The organism is Nannocystis sp. RBIL2 (genome assembly GCF_026626745.1).
Taxonomy (GTDB): domain Bacteria; phylum Myxococcota_A; class Polyangia; order Nannocystales; family Nannocystaceae; genus Nannocystis.
The window spans coordinates 6,043,412-6,070,197 of the sequence record NZ_JAPNJW010000001.1 but is presented as its reverse complement, the minus strand read 5'-3'; the positions used below and the strand labels follow the sequence as shown (position 1 = coordinate 6,070,197).

21 protein-coding genes and 1 other RNA gene are annotated in these 26,786 nt (G+C 71.3%); 11 read left to right on the top strand and 11 right to left on the bottom strand.

Translation table 11 applies throughout. From position 1 onward, the window contains the following. Positions 1-51: 51 nt before the first annotated feature. The 3 genes from OV090_RS24165 to OV090_RS24155 all read left to right on the top strand — a co-directional run bounded on the left by OV090_RS24165 (position 52) and on the right by OV090_RS24155 (position 6,165). A complete protein-coding gene (locus OV090_RS24165; RefSeq protein ID WP_267706673.1) occupies positions 52-2,535 on the top strand; it encodes an MMPL family transporter in 2,484 nt (827 codons plus the stop codon). A gap of 170 nt (positions 2,536-2,705) precedes the next feature. Next, complete coding sequence (locus OV090_RS24160; protein WP_267706671.1) at positions 2,706-5,042, top strand: M20/M25/M40 family metallo-hydrolase; 2,337 nt, start codon at positions 2,706-2,708, stop codon at positions 5,040-5,042. 334 nt (positions 5,043-5,376) lie between these two features. Next, positions 5,377-6,165, top strand: coding sequence for a hypothetical protein (locus OV090_RS24155; protein ID WP_267706669.1), 789 nt, complete (start codon positions 5,377-5,379; stop codon positions 6,163-6,165). Positions 6,166-6,414: 249 nt separating this feature from the next. On the opposite strand, the gene OV090_RS24150 is transcribed toward OV090_RS24155, so the two are convergent. Beyond that, the gene (locus OV090_RS24150; RefSeq protein WP_267706667.1) at positions 6,415-8,826 is read right to left on the bottom strand and encodes a transglycosylase SLT domain-containing protein; all 2,412 of its coding nucleotides are present in this window, start codon (positions 8,824-8,826) and stop codon (positions 6,415-6,417) included. A gap of 10 nt (positions 8,827-8,836) precedes the next feature. Beyond that, on the bottom strand, positions 8,837-9,748 hold the full coding sequence (locus OV090_RS24145; protein WP_267706665.1) for a diguanylate cyclase: 912 nt from the start codon (positions 9,746-9,748) through the stop codon (positions 8,837-8,839). Between the two features lie 163 nt (positions 9,749-9,911). Between OV090_RS24145 and ssrA the strand changes: the two genes are divergently transcribed. Further along, positions 9,912-10,272, top strand: a transfer-messenger RNA (tmRNA) gene (ssrA, locus tag OV090_RS24140). A 343-nt stretch (positions 10,273-10,615) separates the two neighbouring features. On the opposite strand, the gene OV090_RS24135 is transcribed toward ssrA, so the two are convergent. The 6 genes from OV090_RS24135 to OV090_RS24110 form a co-directional block, all read right to left on the bottom strand. Further along, a complete protein-coding gene (locus OV090_RS24135) occupies positions 10,616-10,969 on the bottom strand; it encodes a hypothetical protein (RefSeq protein ID WP_267706662.1) in 354 nt (117 codons plus the stop codon). Positions 10,970-11,308: 339 nt separating this feature from the next. Then, positions 11,309-12,550, bottom strand: coding sequence for an ATP-grasp domain-containing protein (locus tag OV090_RS24130; RefSeq protein WP_267706660.1), 1,242 nt, complete (start codon positions 12,548-12,550; stop codon positions 11,309-11,311). Between the two features lie 55 nt (positions 12,551-12,605). Beyond that, complete coding sequence (locus OV090_RS24125) at positions 12,606-13,337, bottom strand: alpha/beta hydrolase-fold protein (RefSeq protein WP_267706659.1); 732 nt, start codon at positions 13,335-13,337, stop codon at positions 12,606-12,608. 105 nt (positions 13,338-13,442) lie between these two features. Then, complete coding sequence (locus OV090_RS24120) at positions 13,443-14,954, bottom strand: hypothetical protein (protein ID WP_267706657.1); 1,512 nt, start codon at positions 14,952-14,954, stop codon at positions 13,443-13,445. A 75-nt stretch (positions 14,955-15,029) separates the two neighbouring features. Further along, positions 15,030-16,187, bottom strand: a complete 1,158-nt coding sequence (locus OV090_RS24115; protein WP_267706656.1) for an alpha/beta hydrolase-fold protein — start codon at positions 16,185-16,187, stop codon at positions 15,030-15,032. Between the two features lie 8 nt (positions 16,188-16,195). Then, positions 16,196-17,119: a Type 1 glutamine amidotransferase-like domain-containing protein gene (locus tag OV090_RS24110; protein ID WP_267706655.1), complete on the bottom strand. Its 924-nt coding sequence runs from the start codon at positions 17,117-17,119 to the stop codon at positions 16,196-16,198. A gap of 161 nt (positions 17,120-17,280) precedes the next feature. Between OV090_RS24110 and OV090_RS24105 the strand changes: the two genes are divergently transcribed. Both OV090_RS24105 and OV090_RS24100 read left to right on the top strand, forming a co-directional pair. Beyond that, complete coding sequence (locus tag OV090_RS24105) at positions 17,281-18,441, top strand: ATP-grasp domain-containing protein (protein WP_267706653.1); 1,161 nt, start codon at positions 17,281-17,283, stop codon at positions 18,439-18,441. Between the two features lie 11 nt (positions 18,442-18,452). Next, on the top strand, positions 18,453-19,670 hold the full coding sequence (locus tag OV090_RS24100) for an ATP-grasp domain-containing protein (protein ID WP_267706651.1): 1,218 nt from the start codon (positions 18,453-18,455) through the stop codon (positions 19,668-19,670). 126 nt (positions 19,671-19,796) lie between these two features. Here OV090_RS24100 and OV090_RS24095 read toward each other — a convergent pair whose 3' ends face one another. Then, a complete protein-coding gene (locus OV090_RS24095) occupies positions 19,797-20,657 on the bottom strand; it encodes a polyprenyl synthetase family protein (protein ID WP_267706650.1) in 861 nt (286 codons plus the stop codon). Next, complete coding sequence (gene xseB, locus OV090_RS24090) at positions 20,641-20,880, bottom strand: exodeoxyribonuclease VII small subunit (protein WP_267707149.1); 240 nt, start codon at positions 20,878-20,880, stop codon at positions 20,641-20,643. Before xseB ends, OV090_RS24095 begins: the two co-directional genes overlap by 17 nt. 194 nt (positions 20,881-21,074) lie before the next feature. Here xseB and OV090_RS24085 point away from each other — a divergent pair, with 194 nt between their 5' ends. Both OV090_RS24085 and OV090_RS24080 read left to right on the top strand, forming a co-directional pair. Then, complete coding sequence (locus tag OV090_RS24085) at positions 21,075-21,563, top strand: transcriptional repressor (protein WP_267706649.1); 489 nt, start codon at positions 21,075-21,077, stop codon at positions 21,561-21,563. Positions 21,564-21,915: 352 nt separating this feature from the next. Further along, a complete protein-coding gene (locus OV090_RS24080) occupies positions 21,916-22,299 on the top strand; it encodes a hypothetical protein (RefSeq protein WP_267706648.1) in 384 nt (127 codons plus the stop codon). 124 nt (positions 22,300-22,423) lie between these two features. On the opposite strand, the gene OV090_RS24075 is transcribed toward OV090_RS24080, so the two are convergent. Next, a complete protein-coding gene (locus OV090_RS24075) occupies positions 22,424-23,548 on the bottom strand; it encodes a response regulator (protein ID WP_267706647.1) in 1,125 nt (374 codons plus the stop codon). A 134-nt stretch (positions 23,549-23,682) separates the two neighbouring features. On the opposite strand from OV090_RS24075, the gene OV090_RS24070 reads away from it, so the two are divergent. From OV090_RS24070 to OV090_RS24060, 3 genes are read left to right on the top strand one after another with little or no spacing between them, the layout of a single operon-like run. Continuing rightward, positions 23,683-24,888: a retropepsin-like aspartic protease gene (locus OV090_RS24070; protein WP_267706646.1), complete on the top strand. Its 1,206-nt coding sequence runs from the start codon at positions 23,683-23,685 to the stop codon at positions 24,886-24,888. 5 nt (positions 24,889-24,893) lie between these two features. Then, a complete protein-coding gene (locus OV090_RS24065; RefSeq protein WP_267706645.1) occupies positions 24,894-25,610 on the top strand; it encodes a hypothetical protein in 717 nt (238 codons plus the stop codon). Next, positions 25,607-26,443, top strand: a complete 837-nt coding sequence (locus tag OV090_RS24060) for a hypothetical protein (RefSeq protein ID WP_267706644.1) — start codon at positions 25,607-25,609, stop codon at positions 26,441-26,443. The genes OV090_RS24065 and OV090_RS24060 overlap by 4 nt, the downstream gene beginning before the upstream one ends. The last annotated feature ends 343 nt before the right edge of the window (positions 26,444-26,786 follow it).

Genomic DNA, 26,786 nt, shown 5'->3' with positions numbered 1-26,786 from the left:
CGCGTCCATCTCGCGGACGATGTCGCAACCGCCGATGAACTCGCCGCCGACGTGTCCGAGGCCTCGCACAAGCGCCTGCGTGAACGGTGGATCGCATGGGTCCTCGCGCAGCACCGCCTGGTGCTCGCGCTGGCGCTGGTCCTCACCGTCGTCTCCGTCTACATCGCGTCGCTGCTGCGCGTCGACAGCGACCTGCGCTCGCTGCTGCCGGAGGAGCACCCGGTCCTCGCCAGCATCGATCGCATCGAAACCTCGTTCGGCGCGCTCGGCAGCGTCAACGTCGTGCTCAAGGAGGGCTCGCCCGAGCAGCGCCACGCGCTCGCCGACGCGATCGCCGAGCGCGCGAGCAAGAGCCCGCTGGTGCGCGACGTCGAGTACCGCCTGCGCAGCGACTTCTTCGCCGAGCACGCGCTCTACTACTTGACCGACCCCGAGATGGAGGCGCTCGACGAGCACTTCCAGGCGTGGACTCACTACGAGCTGTGCCGCGCCGAGCCCGACGTGTGCCTCGACGAGCCCGACCCCGAGGCGCCCAAGGCCCTGCGCACCTTCATCCGCAGCAAGCAGGACGCGGCGCTGGCCCGCACCAGCTTCAAGGACTACTTCGAGCGCGACGACATCTCCGCGCTGGTGCTGCTGATCCACCCGACCCAGCCGTCGAGCGACCTCGACTTCGCCGCGGCGGTGTCGAACCAGATCCGCGCCGACGTGGCCGAGGTGGTGAACCAGCCGGGCGCGCCGTGGGCCGACTCGGGCATCCACTACAGCGTCGTCGGCCCGTACACGATCAAGGCCGAGGAGCGCGAGACGATCCAGCGCGACATGCTGCGCAGCGGCGCGTTCGGGGTGCTCGGCGTCATCGCGATCCTCTACCTGCTGTTCCGCTCGGGCCGCGCGGTGCTGACGCTGCTGGTGCCGCTGATCTGCGGCGTCACCTGGTCGATGGCGCTGACTCAGATCGTCCTCGGCCGGCTCAACGCGATCACCAGCCTGATCTCCACCGTGGTGGTCGGCATGGGCATCGACGCCGGCATCCACTTCCTCGTGCGCGTGCGCGAGGAGCTGGGCCGCGGCAGCGACCGCGAGGCGATCGCCCGCGCCTTCGCCAACCTGATCGGCCCGCTGCTGATCGCCTCGGCGACCACGCTCGGCGCGTTCGCGGTGATGGCGAGCTCGGTGTTCCCGGCGTTCCAGGAGTTCGGCCTGATCGCCGGCTTCGGCGTGGCGCTGTGCCTGCTGGCGATGCTCACGGTGTACCCGGCGATCCTGTGCCTCGTCGGCGTCAAGCGGGTCGGCGAGCCGCAGGCGGGCGACTCGCGGCCCGGGCTGCTGACGCGGGTGGTGCTGGCGCGCCCGGGGCTGATGCTCGCGCTGGTGGCGGCGCTGACCGTCGGCGCGGCAGTGATGGCGCCGAGGGCCGAGTTCGAGAACTCGACGCGCGAGCTGCAGTCGGCCCGCACCCGCGCGCTCTACAAGCCCGAGGTGTTCCTCATCAGCAAGATCTTCGGCAAGGACATCCACGCCGGAGTGCTGGTGGTGTCGACGCTCGACCAGGCGCGCGCGGTGCTGACGCAGGCGCGCCAGGTGCAGAGCGACCGCCTGGCTGATGGGACAGGTACCGTAGTCGCAGAGCTGCTCGGCGCGCCCGACCTCCTGCCCGACGCGTGGATCGACCCGGTCAAGCGCAAGGACGCGATCGCGGCGATGACCGCCGACATCCCCGAGCGCACGTGGAAGCGGCTCGAGGAGCGCGCGGCCGGCGGCGGCGAGGACGGCGAGGAGGGGCTCTCGCCCGAGGACGCGCGCCGGCTGCGGAACATGCTCAAGGCGGAGCCGGTGACGGTGGAGCGCCTGCCGCCGGCGATCCGCGACAAGGTGTACAGCCAGGACGGCCGCTTCGCGGTCTACGCCTACCCCAACTTCGACGCGGCCGACATCTCCATGGGCCTCAAGTTCATGGAGGAGACGGCCAAGTACACCGAGGGCGTCGAGGGCCTGCAGTCGGACGACGCGCTGTTCGTCGGCGAGACCACGGTCTACGCGCTGATGTACAAGCTGATGCAGTCCGAGGCGCCGACGGTGCTGGCGATGGCGCTGGTGCTGATCGCGGTGATCGTGGTGGCGCAGATCCGCTCGCTGCCGCGGACGCTGTGGACGCTGGCGCCGCTGCTGCTCGGGATGCTGTGGCTGGTCGGCCTGATGGCGGCCGCGGGCGTCCGCTTCACCCTGTTCAACATCCCGATCTTGCCGGCGATCCTCGGCATCGGCGTCGACAACGGGGTGTACTTGACCGACCGCATCCGCAACATGCGCCACGAGGCCGGCGGGATCGCCCACGCGCTCGGCGAGACCGGCGCGGCCATCGGCGCGGCCACTGCGACCACTGCGATGGGCTTCGGCGCGTTCTGCATCGCCGACTCCGGCGGCCTGCGCGGGATCGGGGTGCTCGCGGTGTTCGGCATCGGCATCGCCGCCGTGACCGCGATCCTGGTGCTGCCGAGCGTGGCCGCCATCGCCGCGCGGCGCAAGCGGTAGCGTCGAAGGACATGTCGCCGAGGACATGTCCTTCAAGGACATGTGACTTGATGCCTGTCGAGAGACGGTGTCGGCGTCGCTGCTTCGCGAGAGTCGGTCGCATGGGCCCGGTGGCTGCGACCGGCGGCGCGGCGGCCTCGCTACCTCGCAGGAGCTGGTAGCATGTGCGGGTGACGGTGACCGGCGAGCGGGGGTCCGAGCTGCGCGGCGCGGCGGCGTTCGTCGCCGCGGTGGGCCTGCTGGCCGGGGCGCTCGCGCTGGTGCAGGCGCGGCTGGAGCCGCCGCCGGCTCTCGATAAAAATGTCTCTGAGGACAGGTTCTCGGCGACACGTGCGCTCGAGCGGCTGGGGCGGCTGATCGGCGACGACGCGCCGCACCCGGTCGGCTCGCCGGCGGCGGCGGCGTTGCGCGAGCGGATGCTGGCCGAGTTCGCCGCGCTCGGCGTGCAGGCGGAGATCCAGGAGGGCTTCGCCTGCGGGCCGCGCAGCGCCGGCTGCGGGCGGGTGTGGAACGTGGTCGCGGCGCTGCCGGGGCGCGAGGAGGGGCCGGCGCTGCTGGTCTCGGCGCACTACGACTCGGTCGCGGCAGGGCCCGGCGCCGGCGACGACGGCTCGGGCGTGGCCGCCTCGTTCGAGGTGGCACGGGCCCTGCTCGCGGGTCCGCGGCCGCGCAACCCGGTGGTGTTCGTGCTGGTCGACGGCGAGGAGTCGGGCCTGCTCGGCGCGCAGGCGTTCGTCGACGCTCATCCGCGCGCCGCGTCGATCGGCGCGGTCATCAACCTCGACGCCGGCGGCACCCGCGGCGTCACCTCGCTGACGCGCACCACCGCGAACAACGACGGCCTGATCGCCGCGATCGCCGAGGCCGTGCCGCGGCCGTTCGGGGCCAGCGTGATCGGGGCCGTCTACGGGCTCACGCCCTACGACACCGACTTCACCGTTTACAAAAATGCGGGCTGGCCGGCGCTCGACTTCGGCTTCGGCGAGGACAAGGCCCACTACCACACCCCGCTCGATCGCCTGGCCAACCTCGACCCGGCGAGCGTGCAGCACCTCGGCGACACCGCGCTGGCGGCCGTGCGGGCGCTGGCCGGGGCCGATCTCGCTGCGTTGCCCGAGCGCTCGCGGGTCTACGTCGACGCGCTCGGCGCGAAGTTGTTGCACCTGCGGACGCTGTGGATCCCCGGCCTCGCCGCGCTCGCGCTGGGGCTGCTGGTTCCGGTCGCGCGTCGGCTCGCGCGTGAGGTCGGCGGCTCGCGTCGGACGTGGCTCGCGCGCGGGCTCGGCTTCGTCGCGCTGGTCGGCGGACCGGCGGCTCTGGGAGCCAGCTTGATGGCGGCGATCGCCTGGCTCACCGCGGCCGAGGTCGCCGGGCATGCGGTCCCGCTGCCTGCCCGGGTCGCGCTGTGGACGGCGGTGCTGGCGGCAGGAGGGGCGCTGGTCGGGCCGCTCGCGCGCGCCGACGCGGCCGCCCGCGCGTGGCTGTGGCTCGGGCCGTGGCTGTGGCTGGCGGTGATCGCCGCGCTCACTGCGATCGTCCTGCCCGGCGCGAGCGTCGGCGTGCTGCCGCCGGCGCTGCTCGCGGGATTACTGGCTTTCTGGACATGTCGTCTAGGTCATGTTCGACCGGGCATGTCGTGGGGGACATGGCCTTCCGGACTGGTCGTCATTCTCGGTCTGGCGTTGCCGGCGCTGATGTGGCTGCAGGCGGCGGTGCGGGTGGAGGCGGTGTTCGGCCTCGGGCCGGCGGCCGCGGGGGTGCTGGCGCTGCTGGCCTCGCTGCTGGCGCCGCTGTGGCTCGGCCTCGGGTGCCTGCGCAGGCCGCTCGTGCTGGCGCTCGCGCTCGTCAGCGCCGGGGCCACGGCGATCGCCGTCACCTCGCCCGCGTACACTGAAGCGCGGCCGCGGCGCCTGAGCCTGCTGTACCACCTCGACGCCGACAGCGGCGTGGGGCGGTGGATCGTCGGCGCGGACGCGCCGCTGCCGGCCACGCTGCAGGCGGCCGCGCAGTTCGGTCCGGCCGGGCCCGCGTTCACGTGGGACACCGACGAGTCGCCCAGCTTCGTCGCGCCGGCCGGGTCGCCGCCGCCCGAGCTCGCGCCGCCGGTCGTCGAGCCGGTGACGGACGCCGAGCCGCCGCCGAGCTCAGGTCGACGGGTGGTCGTGCGCGTACGGTCGGCCCGCGGCGCGCGAGTGATGGCGATGTTCGTACCCGAGGCCGCAGGGCTGCGCGCGGTGACCATGAACGGGGTCGCCTTGCCCCCGTATCCCGAGCACCGGCGCAAGTACGTCGCCGGCGGTGAGGTCTACGGGATCGTCGCGCCGCCGCCGGAGGGCGTGGTGGTGACGCTCGAGCTGGACCGTGAGGCCCCGGTCGAGGCTGTTGTTTGGGACCTGTCGGAAGGGCTTCCCGCGGCGGGCGACGCGCTGAAGGCGGCGCGCCCGACCTGGGCCGTGCCCTCTCACGGCGGCGACCGGACCATGCTGTCGCGCCAGATCTCGCTGTGACGACCCGCGCGCAGTTCCGTCCACATGGTCGCAGATGTGACGCGTCGGCCGAGGCTCCTCGCGGCTCGGACCTGCATCGCCGCTGCGGCGGAGGCCGCGGGCCCGCGCGAGGCCCGAGGCCGGCAGCGGGGCGGGCTCGAACGGGGCTCCGGGCTGCGCGTCTGCCGGGCTGCGTCGGCGAGCTCACCCGCGGCGCGAAGCTGCCCGAAATTGTCGTCCTCCGCACGTCCGGCGGCGACGCTCCGCGACATTTGCTATGGTGAACCGGAAGGCGGCTGGCCGCGCGAGCGACGGCCCGTGACAACTCTTCACGACGGACTACTCTGGCGCTCTCATGAATCGTCTCCGGCCCACGAAGGGGCGCCGGCCCCTCGGCACCGCGCGTCGCCTGCGCCCCGACCTCGCTCGTGACGGCGGGCTCGAGGCCGACCGCGAGGCCTCGGAGTCGCAAGCGTTGGCGCGGCGCGGCGTGGGCTGGGACCAGTCGGCGGCGCTCGAGACGACCCCGTTCCGCGAGACCGACCCGCTCGATTCGCCGCTGTCGGCGCGGATCTTGAGCCTGCTGTCCGACCCGCGGATCGACTTCCTCACCGTCGCCTCGGCCGCCGACGCGCTCGGCTCCCCGCGCCAGGACGTGGAGAACGCGCTCGAGGCGATGCGCCAGGCCGGCCTGCTGGTGGCGATCGGCGGCGGCTCGGTGGTCCGCTACGGGGTCACGCCCGAGACGAAGGGCGAGCTCGAGGCCGAGTTCCGCGCGGCCGCGCAGGAGCTCGGCGAGCACGCACTGCTGGCCCGCCTGTCCGCAGAGACAGCTTTGGTGCCGTTCGAGGACGAGGAGCCGCGCCTGCCCGCGACCGCCGGCCTGCTCAGCCTGTTCCTCCCCGGCACCGGTCAGCTGCTCAACGGCGACATCGGCCGCGCCTCGCTGGTGTTCGCGGTGTGGAGCCTCGCGTGGATCACCCACCTCTCGCCGGTGTGGACGTTCGTGTGCCTGTACGCCGGCGCCGAGGCGTTTTTGACGGCGAAGATCCGCAGCATGGAGCGCAAGCTCGCCGAGGACAACCACGCGCTGCCGCCAGGCGCCGCCGGGCCGAAGAAGCTGCCCTCGCCGCGGCCGACCTGACGCGCGTGTTCTCCTATAGAACATGCGTGAAAGGACATGCTCTCGAGCGCATGCCCGCTCGAACATGTCCTTCGTGACATATGCAGGCGGCCGGACGGAACGAGCGCTCGAGCCGGCAAGCGAGCGGCGGCCGCTGTCGACGGACCCGTGATAACGGCCGCTTCGACGTCCGGGTGAAGCAGACCGAGCGCGCCCGCCTCGACAGGGCTTTCGACCTGTGCGGCGTGCGCGTCATCGACGCGGCTCGCCTCAGCCGTGGTCGACCGGGCCCGGCGACACGCCTCGCGCGCGGCTCGGCAGGGTCAGCGGCACGTAGGGCAGGCGCTGGTCGGCGGTGAGCTCGGCGGGCGCGTGCAGCCAGCGGTAGCTGAGCCAGCGCTCGAGCACCGACTGCGTGTAGGCGCGGGTCTCGTCGTAGGGGATGGCCTCGATGAAGAGGTCGAAGTCCCAGTCCTTGCGCTTCTCGAGCCACTTGTCGACCGCGCCGGCGCCCGCGTTGTAGCTGGGGATCGCCAGCGGCACCGCGGCATCGTCCCCGCCGTAGCGGCGCACGAGGTTGCCGAGGTAGAGCGTGCCGAGGTCGAGGTTGAGCGACGGGTCGTAGAGGCGGGCCTCGTCGAAGCCGTCGACGCCGGCCTGGCGCGCGAGGTCCTTAGCCGTGGCCGGCATCAGCTGCACGAGGCCGCGGGCGCCGGCCCACGACGTCACGCCGGGCTCGAAGCGGCTCTCGGTCTGCATGATGGCGAAGGTCAAAAACCACGGGACCTGGTGCGCCCCCTCGCCGGCGCGCACGAGGTCGGAGAACGCGAGCGGGTGGGCGATCGTCCACAGCTCGCGGTTGGCGGCGGCCGGCGGGCTCTGCCGCCAGGTGCTGCCGAGCGCGCCGAGCAGCCGCTGCGACTCGCCGTACAGGCCGGCCTGGGCCAGCACCGCGGCCGCGGGCCAGCCGTCGATCTTGGCGTCGCTGAGCTCCTCGCGGGCCTCGTCGCCGAGGCCGAGGCGGGCCAGCAGGAGCGCGCGCTCGGCCGCCGGTGTGGCGGGCAGGTCGAGGCGCACTGCCGCCTGATCGGCCGACTTCGACAGCGCCGCGATCCCGCGCGCCAGCGGCTCGTCGCCGGCCTCGCGCAGGCGTGACATGGCCTGAAGGCCAGGATAACTGAGCGGCGCGGTGGCGATGACGTCGAGCCAGGCGGCCACTGCATCGTCGGCGCGACCGAGGCGGTGCAGGCCGCGGCCGCGGAAGTAGTGCAGCTTGGCGCGCTCGCGCAGGTCGAGGCCCTTCTGCGTCAGGCCGTCGTCGGCCAGCTTGAGCGCGTCGGCCGGGCGGTCCTGCGTCAGCGCCAGCACCAGCAGCCGGCGCCGCGCCTCGAAGGCCATGTCGCCGCTGCCGAAGTCGGCCAGCATGCGCTCGTAGGCCTGGCGCTCGCGCGGCTTGTCGCTCTTCTCGGCCCACGACTCGCCGGCCAGCAGCAGCGAGTCGTCGGCGTAGCTGTGGTCGGGGAACTCGTCGGCGACCGCGGTGAACTGCTTGGCCGCGCGCTCGTACTCGCCCTCGGCGTAGCGGCCGCGGCCGGCCTGGTAGAGGGCCTTGACGAGGGTGTCCTTACGGCCAGGTCCGGACTTGCGGCAAGCCGCCGCGGACGATTCGAACACCGGGCGCGACTTGGCCCGCTTGCGCTGCTTGAAGATCGCCGTGCCCTTGAGGAACAGCGCCTCGCAGCGGTCGGCGTCGGGGGGCTGCAGCGCGAGGAACTCGTCGACGTCGCGGATGACCCCGGCGTAGCGGCTGCGCGCCAGCTGGTCGCGGATCTTCGCCAGCTGGCGCTGACGCGTGGCGTCGCGGTCCTCGGTGAAGCTGCGGCGCAGGCCGACCTTCTGCGCCAGCGCCGGCAGCCGCTCCTCGGCCTCGGCGCCGTAGTCCGACAGCGGCACGTCGAGCAGCAACTTCTCGTAGAGCTCGATCGCCTCGCGGAGATCGTCCGGCGCCTCGCCCTCGGCCAGCAGCCGGGCCCGCTTGGCCCGCACCTCGTGCCGCCGCGCGGACTCAGGGAACTTGGCGAGGAAGCCGGCGTACTGCGCGAGCGCGCCGGCGCGGTCGCCGGTGCGCGCCTTGGCGTCGGCGCCGGTGATCGTCGCGGCCGGCTCGATCGCGCTGCCGGCCGCGGCCTCGACCAGCCCGGCGAGCGGCGCCTTGGCCTTGTCGGGCATGCCGGCGTCGAGCCACGCCTGGGCCTCGAGCAGGCGCAGGCGCGGCCCGACCGCGGCCAGAGCCGGCGCGGTGCGAGCCTCGGCCAGGCGCGCGGCCCCCTCGGCGAACTTCTGCGCCCGCAGGTCCTCGAGCGCGCGCAGCCACAAGGCCGCGCCGCGGTCGTCGGCCGCGAGCGCGCCGTCTTGCAGCACCTCGTCGAGCAGCTTGATCGCGGCCGGGAAGTTCTGCCGCTCGCGCGCGAGGATCGCGTCGCGGCCAGGTCCGCTGGAGAACCACAGCTTGCGCTCGGGCTCGGCGACCGGCGGCGGCTCCTTCTTCTTGTCGGGCTCGCCGTCGGACTTGCCGAGGTCGCCGGTGAACAGCGGCGGCGTCGACTCGCCCCGACATGCCCCGAAGGACAGGCTCATCAGCACGAGCAAGGCGACCGGGCCGCGAATCGATGGGCGTTGCATCACCTGCTCCTTAGACCAGCCGGGTCGGCTCGTTCTCGGGGTCGTAGATCTCGACGCGGTCGCCACCGGCGCGGCGGGCGATCGTCAGCGCCGACTCGGCGGCCTTGATCAGCGCCTCGGCGGTCGGCTCGTGCAGCAGCGCCAGGTCGGCGACCCCGAGCGAGAGGGTCAGGCGCGACGACTCGGCCCCGGGCAGCTCGCGCGCGGCGATCGTCTCGCGCAGCCGCCGGGCCGCCCGGGAGGCGCGCATGGCGTCGACGTCGCGGCAGAGGAACGCGAAGTCCTCGTCGCCGAGGCGGGCCAGCAGGTCGTCGCTGCGGGTGCTCTCGACGATCGTCAGGCACATGGTCCGGAGGACATGGTCGGCCGCGGCGTCGCCGACGGCCGCGCGCACGCCCTCGAAGCGGTCGAACTCGAAGCGGACCAGCGCCAGCGGCTTGCCGTGGCGCAGGGCGACGGCGACGTCGCTCTCGAGGCGGTTGAGGAAGTACCCGCGGGCGAACAGGCCGGTGAGGCGGTCGCGCAGCGTCGACTCGTACAGCTCGCGCTGCTGGTCGTCGTCGGTGTCCTCGTGGAAGGTGAAGCGGAGCACGCTGGCGGCCCCGAGCTGGATCTTGTCGCCCTCGCGCAGCGGGTGGCGGTCGACGCGGTCGCCGTTGGCGAACGTGCCGTTGGTCGAGCCCGCGTCGGAGAGGTAGTACACGCCCTTGTCGACGGATACGGCCGCGTGGGTGCGGGAGATTCCCTCGTCGTTGATCCGCACCGTCGCGGTCAGCCCGCGGCCGATGGTGGTGTACGCGGGGTCGAGCTCGAACATCTCGCCCATGCGGTCGCCCGCGAGCACGACGACGAACGCCCTCCGCGGTCCCTCCTTGTCGGAGGGGCGGTCGGGAGGCTGAAAACGTCCGGGCGCGGCGGCCACTCGCCGGCATCGTAGGGCCGGGGTCCCCCGCGGGGCAACAATTGGGCCTCCAGCGCCGGGGCGCCCGCAGCGCGCGCTCGCGGCCTTGCGCGAGCCGGTCCGCCGCCTCATACTCGTGATTCGCCGCGGCGCCCGTCGCTGCGGCGAAGGTCCAACCACTCACGGGGGTGTCAGGTTTCGACGGGGGTACTGAACGTGACGGATCGCGTGCCGGGGCTGCCTACTCAGCCACGTAAAAATGAGTGGGAATCATAGCTGCCAACGACAACAGCTACGGCCAGATGGCCCTCGCGGCGTAAGAACCCGCGACATCCCCGCCCGAGAGGCTCCAATAGGAACGGGGGTGTGATTACTGGAGCTGGCGTGCGCGCCTCGCCCCGAGCGCACACGTGAGATGAGGGGATCGCACCGGAGAGGGCCTGCCGTGGGCATGCTCCGGGGCTAAATCAAATACAGCGGCTACGCACGTAGTGGTCCCACCGGATGGCTCGCGGACCCGGGTTCAATTCCCGGCGCCTCCACTCGGCCGGACTCGGCAACCAGAGTCCGGCCACCCTCTTCGCACGGTGACGAGCAAGGTCTCGTCGACCTGCCGCCTCGCTGGCAGACCGCCTTCAACGGCAGCCTGAGCGGGGCGTAACTTCTTCTTCGCACGGTGACGAGCAAGGTCTCGTCGACCTTGCCGCCTCGCTGGCAGACCGCCTTCCACGGCAGCCTGAGCGGGGCGTAACTTTTTAAAAAAGGGGGCGCTCATCACGAGCGCCCCGCGTACTTCGCGTGAGGCCTGCCGCGAGCGGCCGCCGCGAGCGGCAACCCTGCCGCACTGGTTCGTCCTCGCGCCCTCGCTACCCGCGCACTCGCGGCCTTTTAGATCCCGTCGATGCAGTCGGCCACGGCGAACAGCGCCTGATCACCGGCGTCGTCGGGGTCGAAGCAGGCCTCGTCCACACTCTGGGCGGCCGCCGGCAGGGCGGTGATCCGGCGAAAACCCTGGCCGGGGCGCAGCCGCGGCGAGCGGAGCAGGTACACGCGGCCGCGCGAGACGTAGAAGACCCGGCGATCGTCGGCATAAAAACCGTCGCGCACGCGCACCAGCGCGAAGTCGTCGCCGTACACGTGCATCTCGAGCGTCGCGCCTGGCGCAGGGCGTGTCGTCGCCCGTGTCTCCGGGGTCATGAAGGTCGCGAAGTCCAGCTGCTCCCAGGCCTCGTAAGCACGCATCGATCGCCTCCGACTCCAGAGGCCATTTAACAGCCTCCGCCGCCGCGGCCGTCAAGCGCCATCGCCGGCCAGCCCGCGAGCCGGTCGCTGCCAAGCTGTGGAGCGGCGCTGTGGACAAGTCCGGAAACGCCTGCAGGTGCCCCGCAACGCGGCTCTCCCGCGATTCGGCGGTCCTGTGGACGCGGCGTGAGTCGACCGCTCGCGCGCCCGCGCATGAGCTCGCCGCCTGCGCGCCCGTACAGCACCGCCTGCGCGTAGCCGCGCAGCGCATATGCCCTCGAGGACATGCTTTTTGAGGCATGTGCCATCGGGCATGCCCTTCAGAGCATGCCCGAAGGGTCAGCCGAGCTCGACGCGCACCGTCGAGACCAGGCGGCGCAGGGCGCGGGCCACCACGTCGGTGTCGGGGTGGCGGAGGATCGCGTAGCCCTCGCCCTCGTACGACTCCGCGCGCGGCTGACCGATCTGCGGCAGCTTGACGTCGACCACCAGCTCGCCGAGCTCGCGCTGGGCCTCGGCCACGCCGTGCAGCGCGACCACGCGGGCGCCCGGGCGGGTCTTGCCCTGGCCGCGGAAGAACGCCACGCCGGCGGCGAACTTGCGCGGGGGCGCGTCCCACTGGTCGAACACGATCAGCCGGGCCCAGCGCTCGTAGAAGTCGACGCCGTGGGCGTACGAGTTGAGGCTGACGATCTGCGCCCCCGGCGGGCGCGCGCCGACCTCGGAGATCGCCACCGGCGGGCCGCCCGGGCGGTCACGGCGGAACCACTCCATGTGCGACAGGCCGGTGCCCATCCCGAGCGCCTGCAGGGCCGCCAGCGCGTGCGGGCGCGCGAGCCGGGTGTCCTCGGTCTCCTCCTCGCGCGGCATCAGCACGGTCCACTGGATCCACGGGTTCTCGAGCACGTGCAGCGGCGGCGGGTCGTACAGGGTCGACGAGAACCACACCGGCTTGCCCTGGATCGTCACCGTCTCGAACGAGCGCTCGCGGCCGGTGACGAACTCCTCGGCCACCGCCGGGCGCTCGGGCGACGGCCGCAGCGCCGACAGGGCCTGGTGCAGCGTCTCGGCGTCGGTGACGCGGAAGGTGCCCTTGGCCGCGGCGGCGTCCGGCGGCTTCAAGATCAGCGGGTAGCCGACGTCGAGCGCGAACGCCCAGCCCTCGCCGGCCGAGGTGATCCGGCGGTGACGCGCGCACGGGACCCCGGCCCGCTGCAGCACGTCCTTCATGCGCGCCTTGTCGCGGAAGTTACGCGACGCCTCCTCGCCCATGCCCTCGATGCCGAGGCGGTCGCGCAGCTGGCCGAGCTGGACCTGCAGCTGCTCGAGCGTGCCGATCAGGCGATCGACGCCGCCGAGGCGCTTCGCCACCGCCTTGACCCCTGCCTCGAGGTGATCGACGTCGAGCGCGTCGGCGACCCGCTCGTAGGCCGCCAGCCGGCGCCGCAGGTCGGGCGCGAGCTTCTCGATCGGCTCCTGCGAGATCAGCCCCAGGCGCACGTTCGGCAGCGCCGCGACGGCGTAGACGAAGCGCATCGTCACCGGGAGGTGGAAGGGCGCGATGAAGATGACGGCGGGCATGATTCGGATGTCTCTTCGCGCAGGTCCCTTCGTACAGGAACCTGCGGACAGGGCCTCAGGAGTGCTCGGCGAGGTACTTGGGCAGCATCTCGCGCCAGGTCGGCCAGTCGTGGTCGTGGTCCTGGCCCCACAGGTCGACGCGGTTGGGCACGCCGCGGCGGCCGAGCACGCTGGCCATCTCCCACGAGTTGCCGGGGCGGTCCCAGCGGCCCTCGCCGACGGCGAGGATCGCCAGGCGCGTGCGCAGGCGGGTCAGCTGCGGGCCTTCGGGCAGCGTCGGGATGAAGTGGATCGGCGAGAAGTAGTGGAAGTCGAGCGTGTGCACGCCGTCCATCCAGCCGGTCAGGTTGTAGGTGCCGCTCATGCCGATCGCCAGCGCGAACGCGTCGGGGTGGCGGGTCAGCGAGGCCACCGCGTTGAGCGCCCCGATCGACGCGCCTGCCGTGATGATCTCGATGTCGGGCGTGCGGCAGTCGGTGCGGATCGCCGGCACCAGCTCCTCGGCGACGAACGCGTCGTACTGGTTCTGCAGCCACGCCTTCTGCTGCGGCGAGCGGTCGTCGCGGATCCAGTTCTTCCCCGCCGTGCTGTCGGGCGAGTAGACCTTGATCCGTCCGGCGTCGATGAGCGGCGAGAGGGCGCGGATCATCAGCATCCGCTCGCACTCCTCGCAGTCGCCCCCGGCCGTCGGGAACAGCAGCACCGGGCGGCCATAGCTGCCCCAGCGAGCGAACGAGACCTCCTGACGGAGGCGCGACGAGTACCAGGTCGAGCGCGTCTTATCCATGGCCATGGCTGAGGGGGCGCCGCGAGGCGGGCCGGACGGCCGGCGCCGGCCCCTTCGCGCGGGGCCGGACGAACCGGTTCTTGAGGACATGTCCTTCGGCACAGACTAGTTCTTGACCTTCTTGCCCTTGCCGCCCTTCGGCGGGGCGGCCGGCTTGACCGGCGCGAACGCGGCCGGCTCGGGCGCGGCAGCCTCGGCCGCCGGCGCCTTCTCGGTCGTGATCGCAGGCTCGGGCTTGGCGGGCTCGGGCGTCGCGACCTCGGGCGTGCTGACGGCCTCGGGCGTGGTCACCACCTCGGGCGTGCTGACGGCCTCGGGCGTGGTCACCACCTCGGCCGCCGCCGCTGCGGCCGCGGCCTGCTCCTTGACCGAGTTCATGCGGTCGGCCTCGCACTTGCGCCAGAACTGGATCAGGCCGAAGAAGTGGTCGGTGAACACCTCCACCTCGTGGGGGGGGAACAGCGCGGCGACCTTCTGGCGCACGAAGCCCTTGGCCATGTCGGTGCCGAAGAACTCCCACGTGACCTCGTCGAGGTGCGACAGGTGCTTGGCGACGAACTCCTGGAAGCGGTCGTGCTCCATCCGCTCGCGGGCGATCTTGGCGTAGCCGGCCAGGCGCTCGCGGTACGGCAGGTCCTTCTTGGCGATCTCGAAGAACGGCGCCCAGTCGAGGTTGAGCGCCTTCTTGCGCCCGGTGGCCGCGCAGAACAGCGACCAGCGGATCATGTTCTTGACCAGCTCGGGGAAGTGGAAGTGCAGCGACGTGACCTGGAAGTCGGGGCACGCGTTGGCGAAGTCGATCGGGTAGAAGGTGCCCTCCTTCCGCAGCGACTCGCACGAGTTGAACTCCCAGCCGAAGAACGCGTTGATGGTGAGGCAGGTGTCCTGGAGGACGCTCCACTCGTCGCCGTTGACGAAGAAGAAGTCGACCTTGTAGCGGTCGTGGAGCGGGGCGTCGGGGTCGTAGCGGACGATGTGGACCTGCGGGCCGATGCCGATCGCGCGCACGAACAGGTCGAACGGGTCGACCGCGCGCTGCAGGTGCATCACCCGCCGGCCGCTCTGCTCGTAGGCCTTGAGCAGCTGCTGGGTGTTGTTGATCTTGGTGACCCCGACCCACGCGCCGCCGTCGTAGGGCTTCATGAACAGCGGGTAACCGAGCTTCTCGCCGATCTCGGCCAGCTCGAACTTCCGCCCGTAGCGCTCGAGGGTCGGATAGATGTCGGGGTTGTCGGGCGAGACCTCGCGCGGCGGCACCATCCACGTGTCGGGGATCGGCATGCCGAGGGCCATCATCGCCGAGTAGGTCGTGTGCTTCTCCATCGACTGGAGCGACCACGGATTGTTGAGGACGTAGAGGCCGTCCATCACGACGGCCTTCTTGATCCACTCGCGGCTGGTGTGGAACCAGTGGGTCAGGCGGTCGAGGACGACGTCGTAACGGACGGGCTGGCGTAGGTTGAACGGCTCGACGCTGACGCGCTCGACGTGGAACTTGATCGCGTCCTCGCCGGAGGGGATGTTCAAATCGAGACGCTTGATGATCTCTTCGTAGCAAGCGGGCCAGCACAGGTCGGCCCCGAGAGACAATCCGATGTTCTTGGTGATGTTGGCCATGTGTCGGCTCCTACGGCAGCCGCGACTCTTGCCAAATTCGCCCCAGTTTGCAAGGGCCGCCGCCCGCGCCGCTCCTTACTCGTAAACCATCCACAGCGGCCCCGGGAACAGCCACGAGAGCCCGCTACGCAGGCGATCGCGCCAGTTCTCCCAGTTGTGGCCGTCGCGCGCCTCTTCGTACTTGACCTCCATGCCGGTCGATTGGAGGAGCGGCACCAGCGACCGATTCTCGTAGATCAGGCTCTCGTAGGTGCCGCAGCTCAAATAGACCTTGTCGCTCGGCCTGCCCGGGCTCTCGCGGAAGGCGTTGACGAACTCGACGACCCTGGCGAACACCGGTCCGCGCTTGCTCTCGCCGATGTCGGTGAACGCGAAGCTCCCCGATTGCAGGAGCAGCCGCCCGAACGTGCCCGGATAGCGCCACGCGGTCGAGAGGGAGGCGACGCCGCCGAAGCTCGCGCCCATCAAGCAGCGCGCCGCGGGCGCCGCGTACAGCGGGTAACGGCTCTCCATGAACGGGAGCAGGTGCTCGGCGATGAAGGCGGCGTGGCTGGGGTTGTTGGGGTATTCGCCGATCCGGTCGCCCGGGTGAGTCACCGCGGCCACCAGCGGCGCGACCTCGAGGCGGTGGATCAGGTTGTCGAGCACCGTCTTCAGCGCCGCGTAGCGCATGTAGTCGCCGCCGTCGTGGACGATCAGCAGCGGGTAGCGCCGGCTCTCGCGGAAGCGGGCCGGCAAGTAGATGCTGACGCGCTGGGTCCCGAGCGGCGTGTTCTCGAGCTGGGTCTCGACCATCGTCCCGGGCCTGGCCTCGGGGTCATGTTCCGTCCAACCAGGGGTCTTGTAGCCCTGGCCGTGGGCCACCGAATTGGCGCCGAACGGGTCGTGCGCGAGGTTGGGGTTGAACGGGTCGCGGATCCACGTGCCCACGCCGCCGAGGATCACCTCGAGCTTGTACTCGACGCGCGACTGCGGCGGCAGCTCGAGCGTGTGGTACCAAAAGTCGCTGTTCCCGACCCGCGTGAACGGCTGCGACGAGCCGAGCCCGAACACCCAGTGACGCAGGTTCACCTGGTCGCCCGGGCCGCGGTACACGAAGGTCGCGTTGCGGCCCTCGATCAGCGGGAACGAGTGCGTCTTCAAGAATTTGTCGATCGCCGCCGCGTCGACCGGGCCGTGCGCGAGGAGGCTCTGGATCGCCAGCTTCATGGGCGGGTTCAGACGGGTGTTCATGGCCGGCATCAGTGCAGCGCCACCAGGTGGCCGTCGGTGCGGAGCTGGAACGTGTTGGCCCCGGCGCTCCAGCGCGGACCCTCGAAGTGGATGAAGCAGCGCTCGTCGAGCGCCACGCAGGTGGCCGGCGCGAACCGGCGGGCGAACACCGTGATGCGCCCCGGGTCCTGCAGGTTGAGCCGCCGGCGCGCGTGCGGCAGCGGGACCACGCCCGGGAACAGCCCGAGCCCGCCTTCTAGGACCTCGGCGTTGCCGCGGCCCTGCGGCGGGCTGTCGTGGAACAGCACGATCCGGCTGGCCACCACCATGGCCCCGGCCGACCAGGCGATGATCGGCAGGTCGGCGAGGCGCGGACCCAGGTCGAACAGCCGCAGGCGATTATAAAGGACGGCGACGTGCCCGCCGGCGATCGCCACCCCGGCGCAGCCGGCCAGGATCGCCTCGATCTCCTTCAACTGCTTCACCACCGCCGGCCGCTCGAGCGGCTTCACCTTGCGGTCGAAGTCCTTCTGGATGTGCTGCGTCTTGGCCACGTGGTGGGCGTCGAGCAGGCGGATCGCCTGGACCGCCTCCTCCAACTCCGACTCGATCAGGTCGCGCGGCGCCTGGGCCTGCTGGACCCGCCGGGCCGCCTTGAGGTGGCTGGCGAGCCGCAGGCGGTAGAGGTCCTGCAGCTGGCGCAGGCGGTCCTGCTTGGCCCGGTGGGCCGCGAACAGCTCGGGATCTTCGCGGAAGGCCGTCTCGGCCCGCGCGTGCAGCATCAGATTGACGGCCCGGTTGCCGAGGGCGGCGCACAGCTCCTGGTCCTCGGCCTCACGCTCCTGCCAACCCGCCGTGACGGCGGCGATCTGGCCGTCGATGCCGAGCATGTCGGCGGCTTTGTCGACGATTTGGTGGTGGCGCTGGGGGCCGAGGAGCACGCCGCGCGTCATGGAGTTGTTCTCCTGCGCAGGCCCGTGGTAAGGCGCTCGAGGGGCCCCTGCGCGTCGACCCGTCCGACGCAATCGGCGGCCCGGAGGGGTACAATCTCGTCATGCATGTCCTGTTCGTCGCCCCGCACTTTCCCTCTTACCAGAGGCATTTTGTCCGCGCCATGCATTCGGTCGGCGCCCGCGTGACCGGGATCGGCGAGGCGCATCCATCGCAGCTCGATGATGAACTGAAGAGCTGGCTGCACGGCTACGAGCAGGTGCCCTCGGTCGTCGACGAGGGTGCGCTGTACGACGCGGTGCGGCGCTGCCAGAAGCGCGAGTGGGTCGACCGACTCGAGTGCACCATCGAGGCCCACATCATCACCACCGCCAAGGTGCGTGAAGCGACGCGGATCCCCGGGCCCTCGGTGCAGTCGGCGATGCTGTGCCGCGACAAGCCGATGATGAAGGAGTTCTTGCGCAAGCATGACATCCCGTGCGCGCAGTCGACCGGCGTCGACACGATCGAGGAAGGCCTCGCATTCGCCCGCCGGGTCGGGTTCCCGCTGATCGTCAAGCCGCGAGCCGGCGCCGGCGCCTCGGGCACCACCCGCGTCGACGAGGAGCAGCACCTCGTGCAGACCCTCCGCGAGATGAACGTCGGCCGCGGCGCCTCGGTCGCGCTCGAGGAGTTCATCGAGGGCCACGAGGGCTTCTACGACACGCTCTCGATCGACGGCCGCCCGGTGTTCGAGTTCGTCTCGCACTACTACCCCAACGTCCTCGACGCGATGCGCAACCGGTGGATCACGCCCTACATCGTGTCCACCAACCGCATCGACGCCGACGGCTACGACGAGCTCAAGGCGATGGGCCGCAAGGTGATCGAGGTGATGGACCTCGGCACCACCGCGACCCACATGGAGTGGTTCTACGGGGCCAAGGGGCTCAAGTTCTCGGAGATCGGCTCGCGTCCGCCGGGCGTCGGTCAGTGGGACGTCTACGCCGACGGCAACGACATCGACATCTACCGCGAGTGGGCCAACGCGGTCGTGCACGGCCGCGTCGAGCGTCGGCCGTCGCGGCGGTTCGCCAGCGGCATCATCGCCCTGCGGCCCGACCGCGACGGGCGGATCCGCGGCTACGAGGGCATCGACGAGGTCCAGCGCCGCTTCGGCCAGTACATCTGCCGCTCGCACTTGCCGCCCGCCGGCTGGCCGACCCAGCCGATCGAGGCCGGCTACATGGCCAACGCCTGGATTCAGATGCGTCACCCCGACTACGACACGATGCGCGAGATCTTCGAGATCATCGGCCGCACCGTGAAGGTCCGCGCCGGTTGAGGAGCCAGTCCATGAAGGTTCTCTTCATCTCCCCCCACTACCCCGAAGAGATGCAAGACTTCACCCGCGGCCTCGCCGAGGTCGGGGCGCAGGTCTTCGGCGTCGGCGAGCTGCCGAAGGGCGCGCTGCCGGCGAAGGTCCAGCGGCACCTCCGCGACTACTTGCAGATCCCGAGCCTCTTCGACGAGGACGCCGCGGTCCGCCACATCGTCCAGGCGGCCCGGCGGATCCGCCCCGACCGCGTCGAGTGCCTGTGGGAGCCCTGCGTCGTGCTCGCCGCGCGCGTGCGCCAGGAGCTCGGCATGCCCGGCATGAGCCCCGACGTCGCCATCGGCTTCCGCGACAAGCCGATCATGAAGCAGCGCCTGTTCGAGGCCGACCTCCGCGTGCCGCGGTTCGCCCGCGTCCGCACCGCCCGCGAGGCGTTCGAGGCCGCCTACGCGATCGGCTACCCGGTGTGCGTCAAGCCGGTCGCCGGCGCCGGCTCGGCCGACACTTATCGCGTCGGCGACGACGCCGAGCTGCGCGCGGTCCTCGGCGCCGTCGAGCGCCACCCCGAGATCAACCTCGAGGAGTACATCGAGGGCGAGGAGTTCACGTACGACACCGTCTGCATCGACGGCGAGCCGGTGTTCGAGAGCGTCGCCCAGTACTTCCCGAAGCCGATGGAGGGCCGCAACAACGAGTGGATCACGCCGGCCCAGGTGGTCTTCCGCGACCCGTACCAGCCGGCGCTGATGCCCGGCATCGAGCTCGGGCGCAAGGTGATCAAGGCGCTCGGCATGACGACCGGCTTCACCCACATGGAGTGGTACAAGAAGCCGAACGGCGAGGCCGTGTTCGGCGAGATCGCCGCCCGCTCGCCCGGCGGCAAGCTCGTCGACCAGATGAACTTCGCCAACGACTTCGACCTCTACCGCGAGACCGCGCGCGCGATCTGCTGGAAGAGCTTCGAGGCCAAGCCGCAGCGCCGCTACCACGTCGCCGCGCTGTTCAAGCGCGCCTTCGGCCAGGGCAAGATCCGCCGCATCGAGGGCCTCGAGCAGATCAAGCAGCGCCTGGGGCCGAGCCTGGTCGTCACCGACCTGCTGCCGGTCGGCAGCAACCGCCGCGACTGGCGCCAGACCCTCCTGTCCGACGGCTTCATGATCCTGCGCCACCCGGACTTCCGCACCTGCATGGACATGATGCGCTTCGCCATCTCGACCCTGCGGATCCACGCCAGCTGACACGCCAGCTGACACGCCAGCTGACGGCCGCCCGCGCGAAAGCACGAAGGGACATGTCCTGACGGGCATGTCCCTTTTCGCATGCGCGAAGGGACATGCTCCGAAGAGCATGCCCCTTCGAGCGACTCAGTCGGCCTTGACGCCGGCCGCGGCCGCGTGGGCGCGGTCGCGGACCCACTTGGAGATCGCCCGCAGCGGCTCGGCCTTGTCGCCGAGCGGTGCGGCGATCGCGTCGCACTCGCCGACCAGCTCGTCGACGCGGGCCAGCGCCTGCGTGCGCAGGGCCTTCTGGTCGTCGTCGAGGACGTCGTCGGCGTGCTGGAACGCGATGCCGAACTTGAGGCCCCACGTCTCGAGCGAGCGCACCGTGTCGGAGTCGGCGCCGGCGTAGAGGGCCCCGAGCGCGCCGGCGGCCGCGTAGAGCGCCCCGGTCTTGAGCGCGTGGACCTGCTCGAGCGCGGTGAGGTCGTGGGCGTCTTGCCCGAGGGCCAGGTCGAGCGCCTGCCCGCCGACCATGCCGTCGACGCCGGAGTGGTGGGCCAGGACGCGGGCCGCGGCGACCAGGTTGGCCGGCGGCACGCCGTCGGCCCCGCGCATCAGCGCCATGAAGGCCTGGCTGAGCAGCGCGTCGCCGACGAGGATCCCGCCGGCGTGGCCGAACGCGACGTGGACCGTCGGCTGGCCGCGGCGCTCGAGGTCGTTGTCCATCGCCGGCAGGTCGTCGTGCACGAGCGAGTAGGCGTGGACCATCTCCAGCGCGCAGCAGGCGGGCAGCGCGGCCTCGGCGGTGCCGCCGACGGCCTCGCAGGCGGCGATGATCACCAGCGGTCGCATGCGCTTGCCGCCCTGCAGCACCGCGTAGCGCATGCCTTCCTTGAGGCGGCCGGGGTCACCGGAGCCGGCCTCGGGCAGCGCGCGCACGATGGCCTCGTCGACCAGCCGGCGGCGCTCGCCGAGGTAAGCGTTGAGCTCAAAAGTTTTCGTCATCGTCGTCACTCTCTTCCGCTTCGCCGGCCCCGGGGAACGGCACCGCCTCGTCGCGGCCCTCGAGGAGGACCTCGACCCGCTGTTCGACCGCGTCGAGCAGGGACGTGCCGCGCCGCGCGAGTCGCACGCCGTCTTCGAAGCGCTGCAGGGCCGTCTCGAGCGGGAGGTCCCCGGCCTCGAGCTCGGCGACCACACGCTCGAGGCTGGCGAGCACCTGATCGATGGCGGGGCCGTCGCGCGCCGGCTCCGCCGCGGGGTCGGCGGGTTTCCCGGCAGCGGGGCGCTTGGATGGGTTCGGTTTGCCCGGGGACGCCATGCGGCCGCGGAGTATACGGGCCGGAGATCCGCCCTCGCAACGCTTGCCGCGGCGGCTTTGCCGCGATAGCTTTCCTGCCGATGCACGACCGTCGGCATTCTGTGCTGCCCGACATCGAGAGCTTGATGGGGCAGTTCCACGCCTACCTCAGCAAGAAGCAGCTCAAGTCGACCCGCCAACGCGACCTCATCGCGCAGAAATTCTTCGCCGCCCACGGCCACATCAGCATCGAGGAGCTGCTCAACCTGAGCCGCGCCGAGAACCCGCGCATCGGCTACGCGACCGTCTACCGGACCTTGAAGCTGCTCGCCGAGTGCGGCCTCGCGGCCCAGCGCCGCTTCGGCGACGGCCAGACGATGTACGAGACCGCCGGCGACACCGAGCACCACGACCACCTGATCTGCATCGAGTGCCAGCACGTGCTCGAGTTCCAGAACGACGACATCGAACACGAGCAGGAGCGGGTCGCCCGCAGCTTCGGGTTCAGCCTGGTCCGCCATCGGCTCGAGCTCTACGGCCTTTGCCCCAGAGCGCGTGGGATCAAGGGCGGGTGGTGCCCGAACGAAGAGCAGCGCAAGCTCAGCGACTGACGTAAGCTTTTTGTGCTCCGCGTCACCATGCCCGAAGCCGATCTCCAGGTCCTTCTGCAACAGCTCGCCGCGCTTGCCGCCGTCGCCCTGGCCGCGGGCTGGCTCACCGCCCGCTGGCTGATCCGCCGCCGGGCCGACTGCGGCGGCTCGTGTGCCCGCTGCGAGGGGGCGAGCGCGTGCGAGAAGGCGTCCGGGGCAGCCCCGCCCGGACCCCGGCCGAGCTCCACTTCGCCCCGCGGCGTGCGTGTACCCGCCCTCCGCGTCATGCAGTCCGGGCCCGGTTCGGCCGCTCACCCGGGAAATCTGCCCGGCCCCCCCGCCGTCTGACCCGGCACATCGGAGCCTCTCACCCATGCGCAAAGCCTCGCGTCCTCTCCTCCTCGTCTCCCTCGCCCTCGCCCTGGGCGCCTGCGCCGGCGGTTACTCCGGCAAGTTCAAGGGCAACGGCACCGGCGCGCGCGTGCCGGCCTCGCAGGTCAAGACCGTCGCCTCCAAGGAGGCCCTCGGCGACACCGCGTACACCCAGCTCGGCACCGCCATCGGCAAGGCTCCCACCGCGCAGGAGGCCGTCGACCTGGCCAAGCAGCACTGCGGCATGAACGGCGGCAACCTGCTGATCCTCAACACCGAGCCCTATCAGTCCGGCAGCCGCTACGTCGCCGACGCCGCCTGCGGCACCGACGGCTCGGCCCCCAAGGCCGCCAACACCTCCGGCAAGGGCAAGCCCGCCCGCTGAGCCGACCCCGCCCCGAGCGCCCCTCGAGCCTTCACGGCTCGGCGGGCGCTCTGGCTTTAAGGACATGCCTGAAGGGCCCTGTCCATCAGAGCATGTCCTCTCGGACCTGTCCTGACGGACCTGTCTACAGGTCCTGGTCGAACGAGCCGGACTGGCTGGCCATCAGCCGCTCGAGGCGCGCGCTCTCGTTGGCCTCGTCTTCGCGGCGCGCGTGCTCCATCAGCAAGTACGTGATCGACAGCGGCTCGAGCGTGAGGTCGTGCATCTCGCGCGGCTCGAGCGTGAAGAACTCGAACTGGCCGCCCTCCCAGCTCAGCAGGTCGAACACGCGGTCGATCGCGGAGGCGGCGTAGCCGAGGTTCTTGACGTCGCGCAGCGTGCCCTGCAAGAGCCGCAGCACCGCGCTGTCTTGCCCGTTCTCGAGCCGCAGGTCGCCGGTCTTCTTCTCGGCCTCGAGGAACGACAGCACGCTGCCGAGGCGCACGTGCTGCAGGTCGCCGCGCAGCCCGCGGTTCTCGACGGCCCCGAGTCCGGCCCGGCGCGCGACCACTCCTTGCAGGCGAGCCACGATCTCGTCGGGCGACAGGTTCTTCGGCAGGTAGTCGTCGACGCCCATGCGGTAGCCCTGGAGCCGCGACATGTCGTCGGACAGCGCGGTCAGGAACACCACCGGCACGTGGGCCAGCTTCTTGCGCCCGCGGGCCATCCGCAGCAGCGTCCAGCCGTCCATCTCCGGCATCTCGACGTCGGTGAGCAGCAGGTCCGGCTCGCTCTTGAGCGCCGCGGAGATCGCCATCAGCCCGTTGTCGGCGGTGGTGATGTTCAGCCCGCGTTCGCGCAGCGCCGCGGCCAGCTCGGTGCGCACGCTGGCCTGGTCGTCGACCAGCAGCACGTTGAGCGGACGCGTCGGCGGCGGCTCCGCTTGCGGGCTGGTCGACGCGTCGAGCACCGAGTTCACGCACAGGCCGAAGATCCGCTCCTGCTCGGCAGTGAACGCCGCCAGCTGGATCAGCGTGCCCTTGCCGCCGTCGGCCCCGAGATCGACCGCCGTCCCGCTGAGGTACAAAATGGCGCGGTTCGGCAGGCTCAGCTTCACTCGCACCGGCTGGTTCGCCTCGAGGCTGCGCACGCCGGGGAGCAACAGAAACCCGCGCCGCAGGTTGTCTGTGTACTCTACGAGGAAGTCGTCGTAGGATTCGAAGCGCACGCCGAACGTGGCGATCTTCGCAGGCTTCGGCGCGTCAGCCATTCCCGTCGCCACATCCTACGGGTTTTCCCCGCGAGGATCCAACGACAGTCTTCACTGGCCCCCACGCCACTCACTCGAGATAGTATCTGCAAGTGAACATTTCGCGCAGCGCACCGAGGCACGCCAGGCCGGGCATGAGCGCGTCCGTGGCGCTGAGCTCGCTCGGCGCCTTTGCGCTCGTCCTCGCGTCGATGTTCGTGGTGCCGTTCGCGCTGTGGTGCAACTTTTCGCTCGCGCGCACCGCCCAGCTCGACGCCCGCGTATCGGCCCCGTGGCTGTGGATCCTCGCGTTCATCGTCACTCTGGGCCTGCCGATCGCCCTCGCGGTGTGGAAGTACGGCACGGACGGCCGACGCCTGTCCGCGGCGATGATGTGGCTGCCTCTGCTGTGGAACCTGGCGGCGATCCTCCTCTGCACTCAGGTGATCCCGGACCTTCTGGTCCAGTCGCTGCGGGCGCAGGGCGACCTCGCGGGCAAGCGCTTCGGCGACTCTCACAAGGTCGCGCGGATCCTCAGTGCGGTGGGTAACGGACTGGCAGATCGCCTCGCCCCGCCCGTCCCCGCCGCTCCCCGCGCCATCGCGCGCGAGTCCGCGCCCACGCCCGCGCCGATCACCGCCGTCGCGGGCGCAGCGCCCGGCACCGCCATCGCCGTGCCCTTCTCCGCCGCCGGCAACGCGATCCTCATGAACGTCGAGCTCGAGGGCCCCGCGGGTCGACTCAGCTTGCCGTATCTGTTCGACACCGGCGCCTCGTTCACCACGGTGCACACCGAGACCGCCGCGAAGCTCGGGCTCACCGTCCCGGCCGACGCACCGACGCTGCAGTTCAACACCGCCAGCGGCCCGCGCGAGAGCCGGATGGTCTACCTGCCGAAGCTGCGCCTCGGCGGCATCGAGCTCAAAGGCCTGCTCGTGTCGGTGTGTGACGGCTGCGCCAACGACCGCTCGCAGGGTCTGCTCGGGCTCAACGTCATGCGCGAGTTCCTGGTCGAGATGGACTACCAGGCCGAGCGCATGAAGCTGCTGCCGCGCCCGCACGATGGCCGGGCCAACCGCGCCTACGACATCTATCCGGCGGTGCAGATCGAGGTCGAGGGCTCGCCGGAGATCTGGCTCGGACGGATCCGCTGGGTCCTGCTGGTCAAGAACCGCAGCACGGTGGCGATCGAGAACGTGGTCCCCGAGGTCCACTTCTCCGACGGCCAGCGCATGGCCGGCGCGACGATCGCCCGCATCGAGCCGGGCGGCTCGGGCCGCTCGCTGGTCGAGGGCAAGACGCTCGCCGAGGACCACGAGAAGCTCGGCTTCACCCTCGCGCTCGCCGAGGCCTACTGGTGATCGCCATGATGGTCGAAGAAGCCGCGCCGGCCTTCGAGTGGTCCTACGTCGTCCTCGCCGTCCTGATCCCGGTAGCGATCCTCGTCTACATGCTCGGCAACTTCCGGGCGAAGCGCCTCGGCAGCGCCCGCAACCTCGAGCCCAAGGGTCGTCGCATGCCCAGGGGCGCGATCAAGACCGATCCGCAGTTCTCCGGCTTCGTCGCCCGCTCCCTCGAGCGCGGCCTGCTCACGCCGATCGCCGGCGCCGAGGCCCAGCCGATCATGATCCGCGGCGTCATCACCTCCGCCGACGGCAACCTCGGCGGGCCCCCGGGGCGCGAGTGCGTGTGGCGCAACCGTAGCGGCGCCCCGCGTGACGCCGCCGTCGCCGCCGAGATCGTCGTCGTCGCCGACGGCACCGGCCGCGCCACGATCGAGAACCTCGAGCGCGCCGAAGTCATCGCCCCCGAGGAGAAGGCCGGCCCGCGCGTGGCGAGCACGGGGCTCTACATCGGCGACGAAGTCGAGGTCATCGGTCGGTTCAAACCCGAGCGCTTCGGCAACGACCCCGACCCGGCGAAGCTCGTCTACGGCTCGCTGGGCGGCGACGGCAACCTCTACGTGCGGGTTCACAGCCGGCCGAATCCGCCCGCGCCCGCAGAAACTGCCGTCCACGCCGCCGCCGAGGCGCTATCCTCCCCTCCCTCCCCCGCACAGGCCCCGCAGGAGACCACCGAATGAAGCGCATCCTCGTCTGCCTCGCCGCGTTCAGCCTGATCGCCGCCTGCAAGAAGTCCGCGGACACCACCCCGCCGCCCGACGGCAAGCCCACCACCGACGCCGGCGACAAGCCTGCTCCCGCCGCCACCGAGCCCGATCCGCCGGCCATCGCCGAGGCCCGCCAGAAGTACATCGCCGGCCAGTACGGCCAGGTCATCGAGAGCATGAAGCCGCTGGTCGACGACCTCAAGTCGAAGCAGAAGGCCCGCGCCTCCGGCCTCGGCGCCGCCTGGCTGTCGCTCGCGCTCGCCGAGGACGTCGTCGAGAACGCCAAGGAGCCGGCCGACCACGCCCAGGCGATGGCCGAGCAGACCGGCGACCCCGAGGTGAAGATCGCCGCCAAGCTGGCCCAGGGCACCTACAAGCTCAAGACCGAGGACTTCGCCGGCGCCGCCGCCGACTTCGAGGAGGCGTACAACCTCCAGAAGGACGGCCCCAACGCCGGCCTCGCCCTCGTCATGTACGGCAACACCAAGATCAACCTCGCCTTCGGCGGCGAGGACAACGCGATCGTCAACCCCGGCGAGCTCGACTCCGCCGCCTCGACCTTCGTCAAGGCCCAACGCCTGGTCGAGAAGCAGCCCGGCAACGAACTCATCGGCGCCCGCGCGCTCGAGGGCCAGGCCGCCGTCGTCCGCTACAAGGACAAGAAGAACACGCCCGAAGCGTGCCGCCTGATCGGCGAGGCCAGCAAGATCTACACCAGCAAGGGCGCCGGCCAGCCCTTGATCGACGCGGCCAACGCGCTCCAGGACGAGGCCAGCTGCGGCCCCGCCCCCGCCGCCACGCCCTGAGCACCCGCTCCGCGCGGCGCGACCTCTCGCCGCGCTCCACCCGAGAGACCTCGCGGCGACGCAGCGAACCTGCGCCGCCGCGACCTGTCTTGGCCGCCTCGCCGCAGGCTCCCGGCGCTCCGCCCTCACGCCGGCGCGTCGCGCTGAACCAGCGCTCGGCCGCCGGCGCGTCGCTGCGACTGCTTGGGACCGCCCTCCCGCTGAACCAGCCGCCCCCCGCGCTGGAAAACACCGCTCGGCCGCCACGCCGGCGCGTCGCCACCACCCGAGCGGACCGTCCCCGCGCTGAGACCACCGCGCTCGGCTGCCGCGCCGAACATCGGCCGGCGCCGGGCGCTGCGCT

What these genes read in the sequence shown, in the direction of transcription:
- OV090_RS24155 (WP_267706669.1), top strand. Translation starts at nt 5,377, where the DNA reads ATGAATCGTCTCCGGCCCACGAAGGGGCGCCGGCCCCTCGGCACCGCG.
- OV090_RS24150 (WP_267706667.1), bottom strand. Translation starts at nt 8,826, where the DNA reads ATGCAACGCCCATCGATTCGCGGCCCGGTCGCCTTGCTCGTGCTGATG.
- OV090_RS24135 (WP_267706662.1), bottom strand. Translation starts at nt 10,969, where the DNA reads ATGCGTGCTTACGAGGCCTGGGAGCAGCTGGACTTCGCGACCTTCATG.
- OV090_RS24130 (WP_267706660.1), bottom strand. Translation starts at nt 12,550, where the DNA reads ATGCCCGCCGTCATCTTCATCGCGCCCTTCCACCTCCCGGTGACGATG.
- OV090_RS24125 (WP_267706659.1), bottom strand. Translation starts at nt 13,337, where the DNA reads ATGGATAAGACGCGCTCGACCTGGTACTCGTCGCGCCTCCGTCAGGAG.
- OV090_RS24120 (WP_267706657.1), bottom strand. Translation starts at nt 14,954, where the DNA reads ATGGCCAACATCACCAAGAACATCGGATTGTCTCTCGGGGCCGACCTG.
- OV090_RS24115 (WP_267706656.1), bottom strand. Translation starts at nt 16,187, where the DNA reads ATGAACACCCGTCTGAACCCGCCCATGAAGCTGGCGATCCAGAGCCTC.
- OV090_RS24110 (WP_267706655.1), bottom strand. Translation starts at nt 17,119, where the DNA reads ATGACGCGCGGCGTGCTCCTCGGCCCCCAGCGCCACCACCAAATCGTC.
- OV090_RS24105 (WP_267706653.1), top strand. Translation starts at nt 17,281, where the DNA reads ATGCATTCGGTCGGCGCCCGCGTGACCGGGATCGGCGAGGCGCATCCA.
- OV090_RS24100 (WP_267706651.1), top strand. Translation starts at nt 18,453, where the DNA reads ATGAAGGTTCTCTTCATCTCCCCCCACTACCCCGAAGAGATGCAAGAC.
- OV090_RS24095 (WP_267706650.1), bottom strand. Translation starts at nt 20,657, where the DNA reads ATGACGAAAACTTTTGAGCTCAACGCTTACCTCGGCGAGCGCCGCCGG.
- OV090_RS24080 (WP_267706648.1), top strand. Translation starts at nt 21,916, where the DNA reads ATGCGCAAAGCCTCGCGTCCTCTCCTCCTCGTCTCCCTCGCCCTCGCC.
- OV090_RS24075 (WP_267706647.1), bottom strand. Translation starts at nt 23,548, where the DNA reads ATGGCTGACGCGCCGAAGCCTGCGAAGATCGCCACGTTCGGCGTGCGC.
- OV090_RS24070 (WP_267706646.1), top strand. Translation starts at nt 23,683, where the DNA reads ATGAGCGCGTCCGTGGCGCTGAGCTCGCTCGGCGCCTTTGCGCTCGTC.
- OV090_RS24065 (WP_267706645.1), top strand. Translation starts at nt 24,894, where the DNA reads ATGATGGTCGAAGAAGCCGCGCCGGCCTTCGAGTGGTCCTACGTCGTC.
- OV090_RS24060 (WP_267706644.1), top strand. Translation starts at nt 25,607, where the DNA reads ATGAAGCGCATCCTCGTCTGCCTCGCCGCGTTCAGCCTGATCGCCGCC.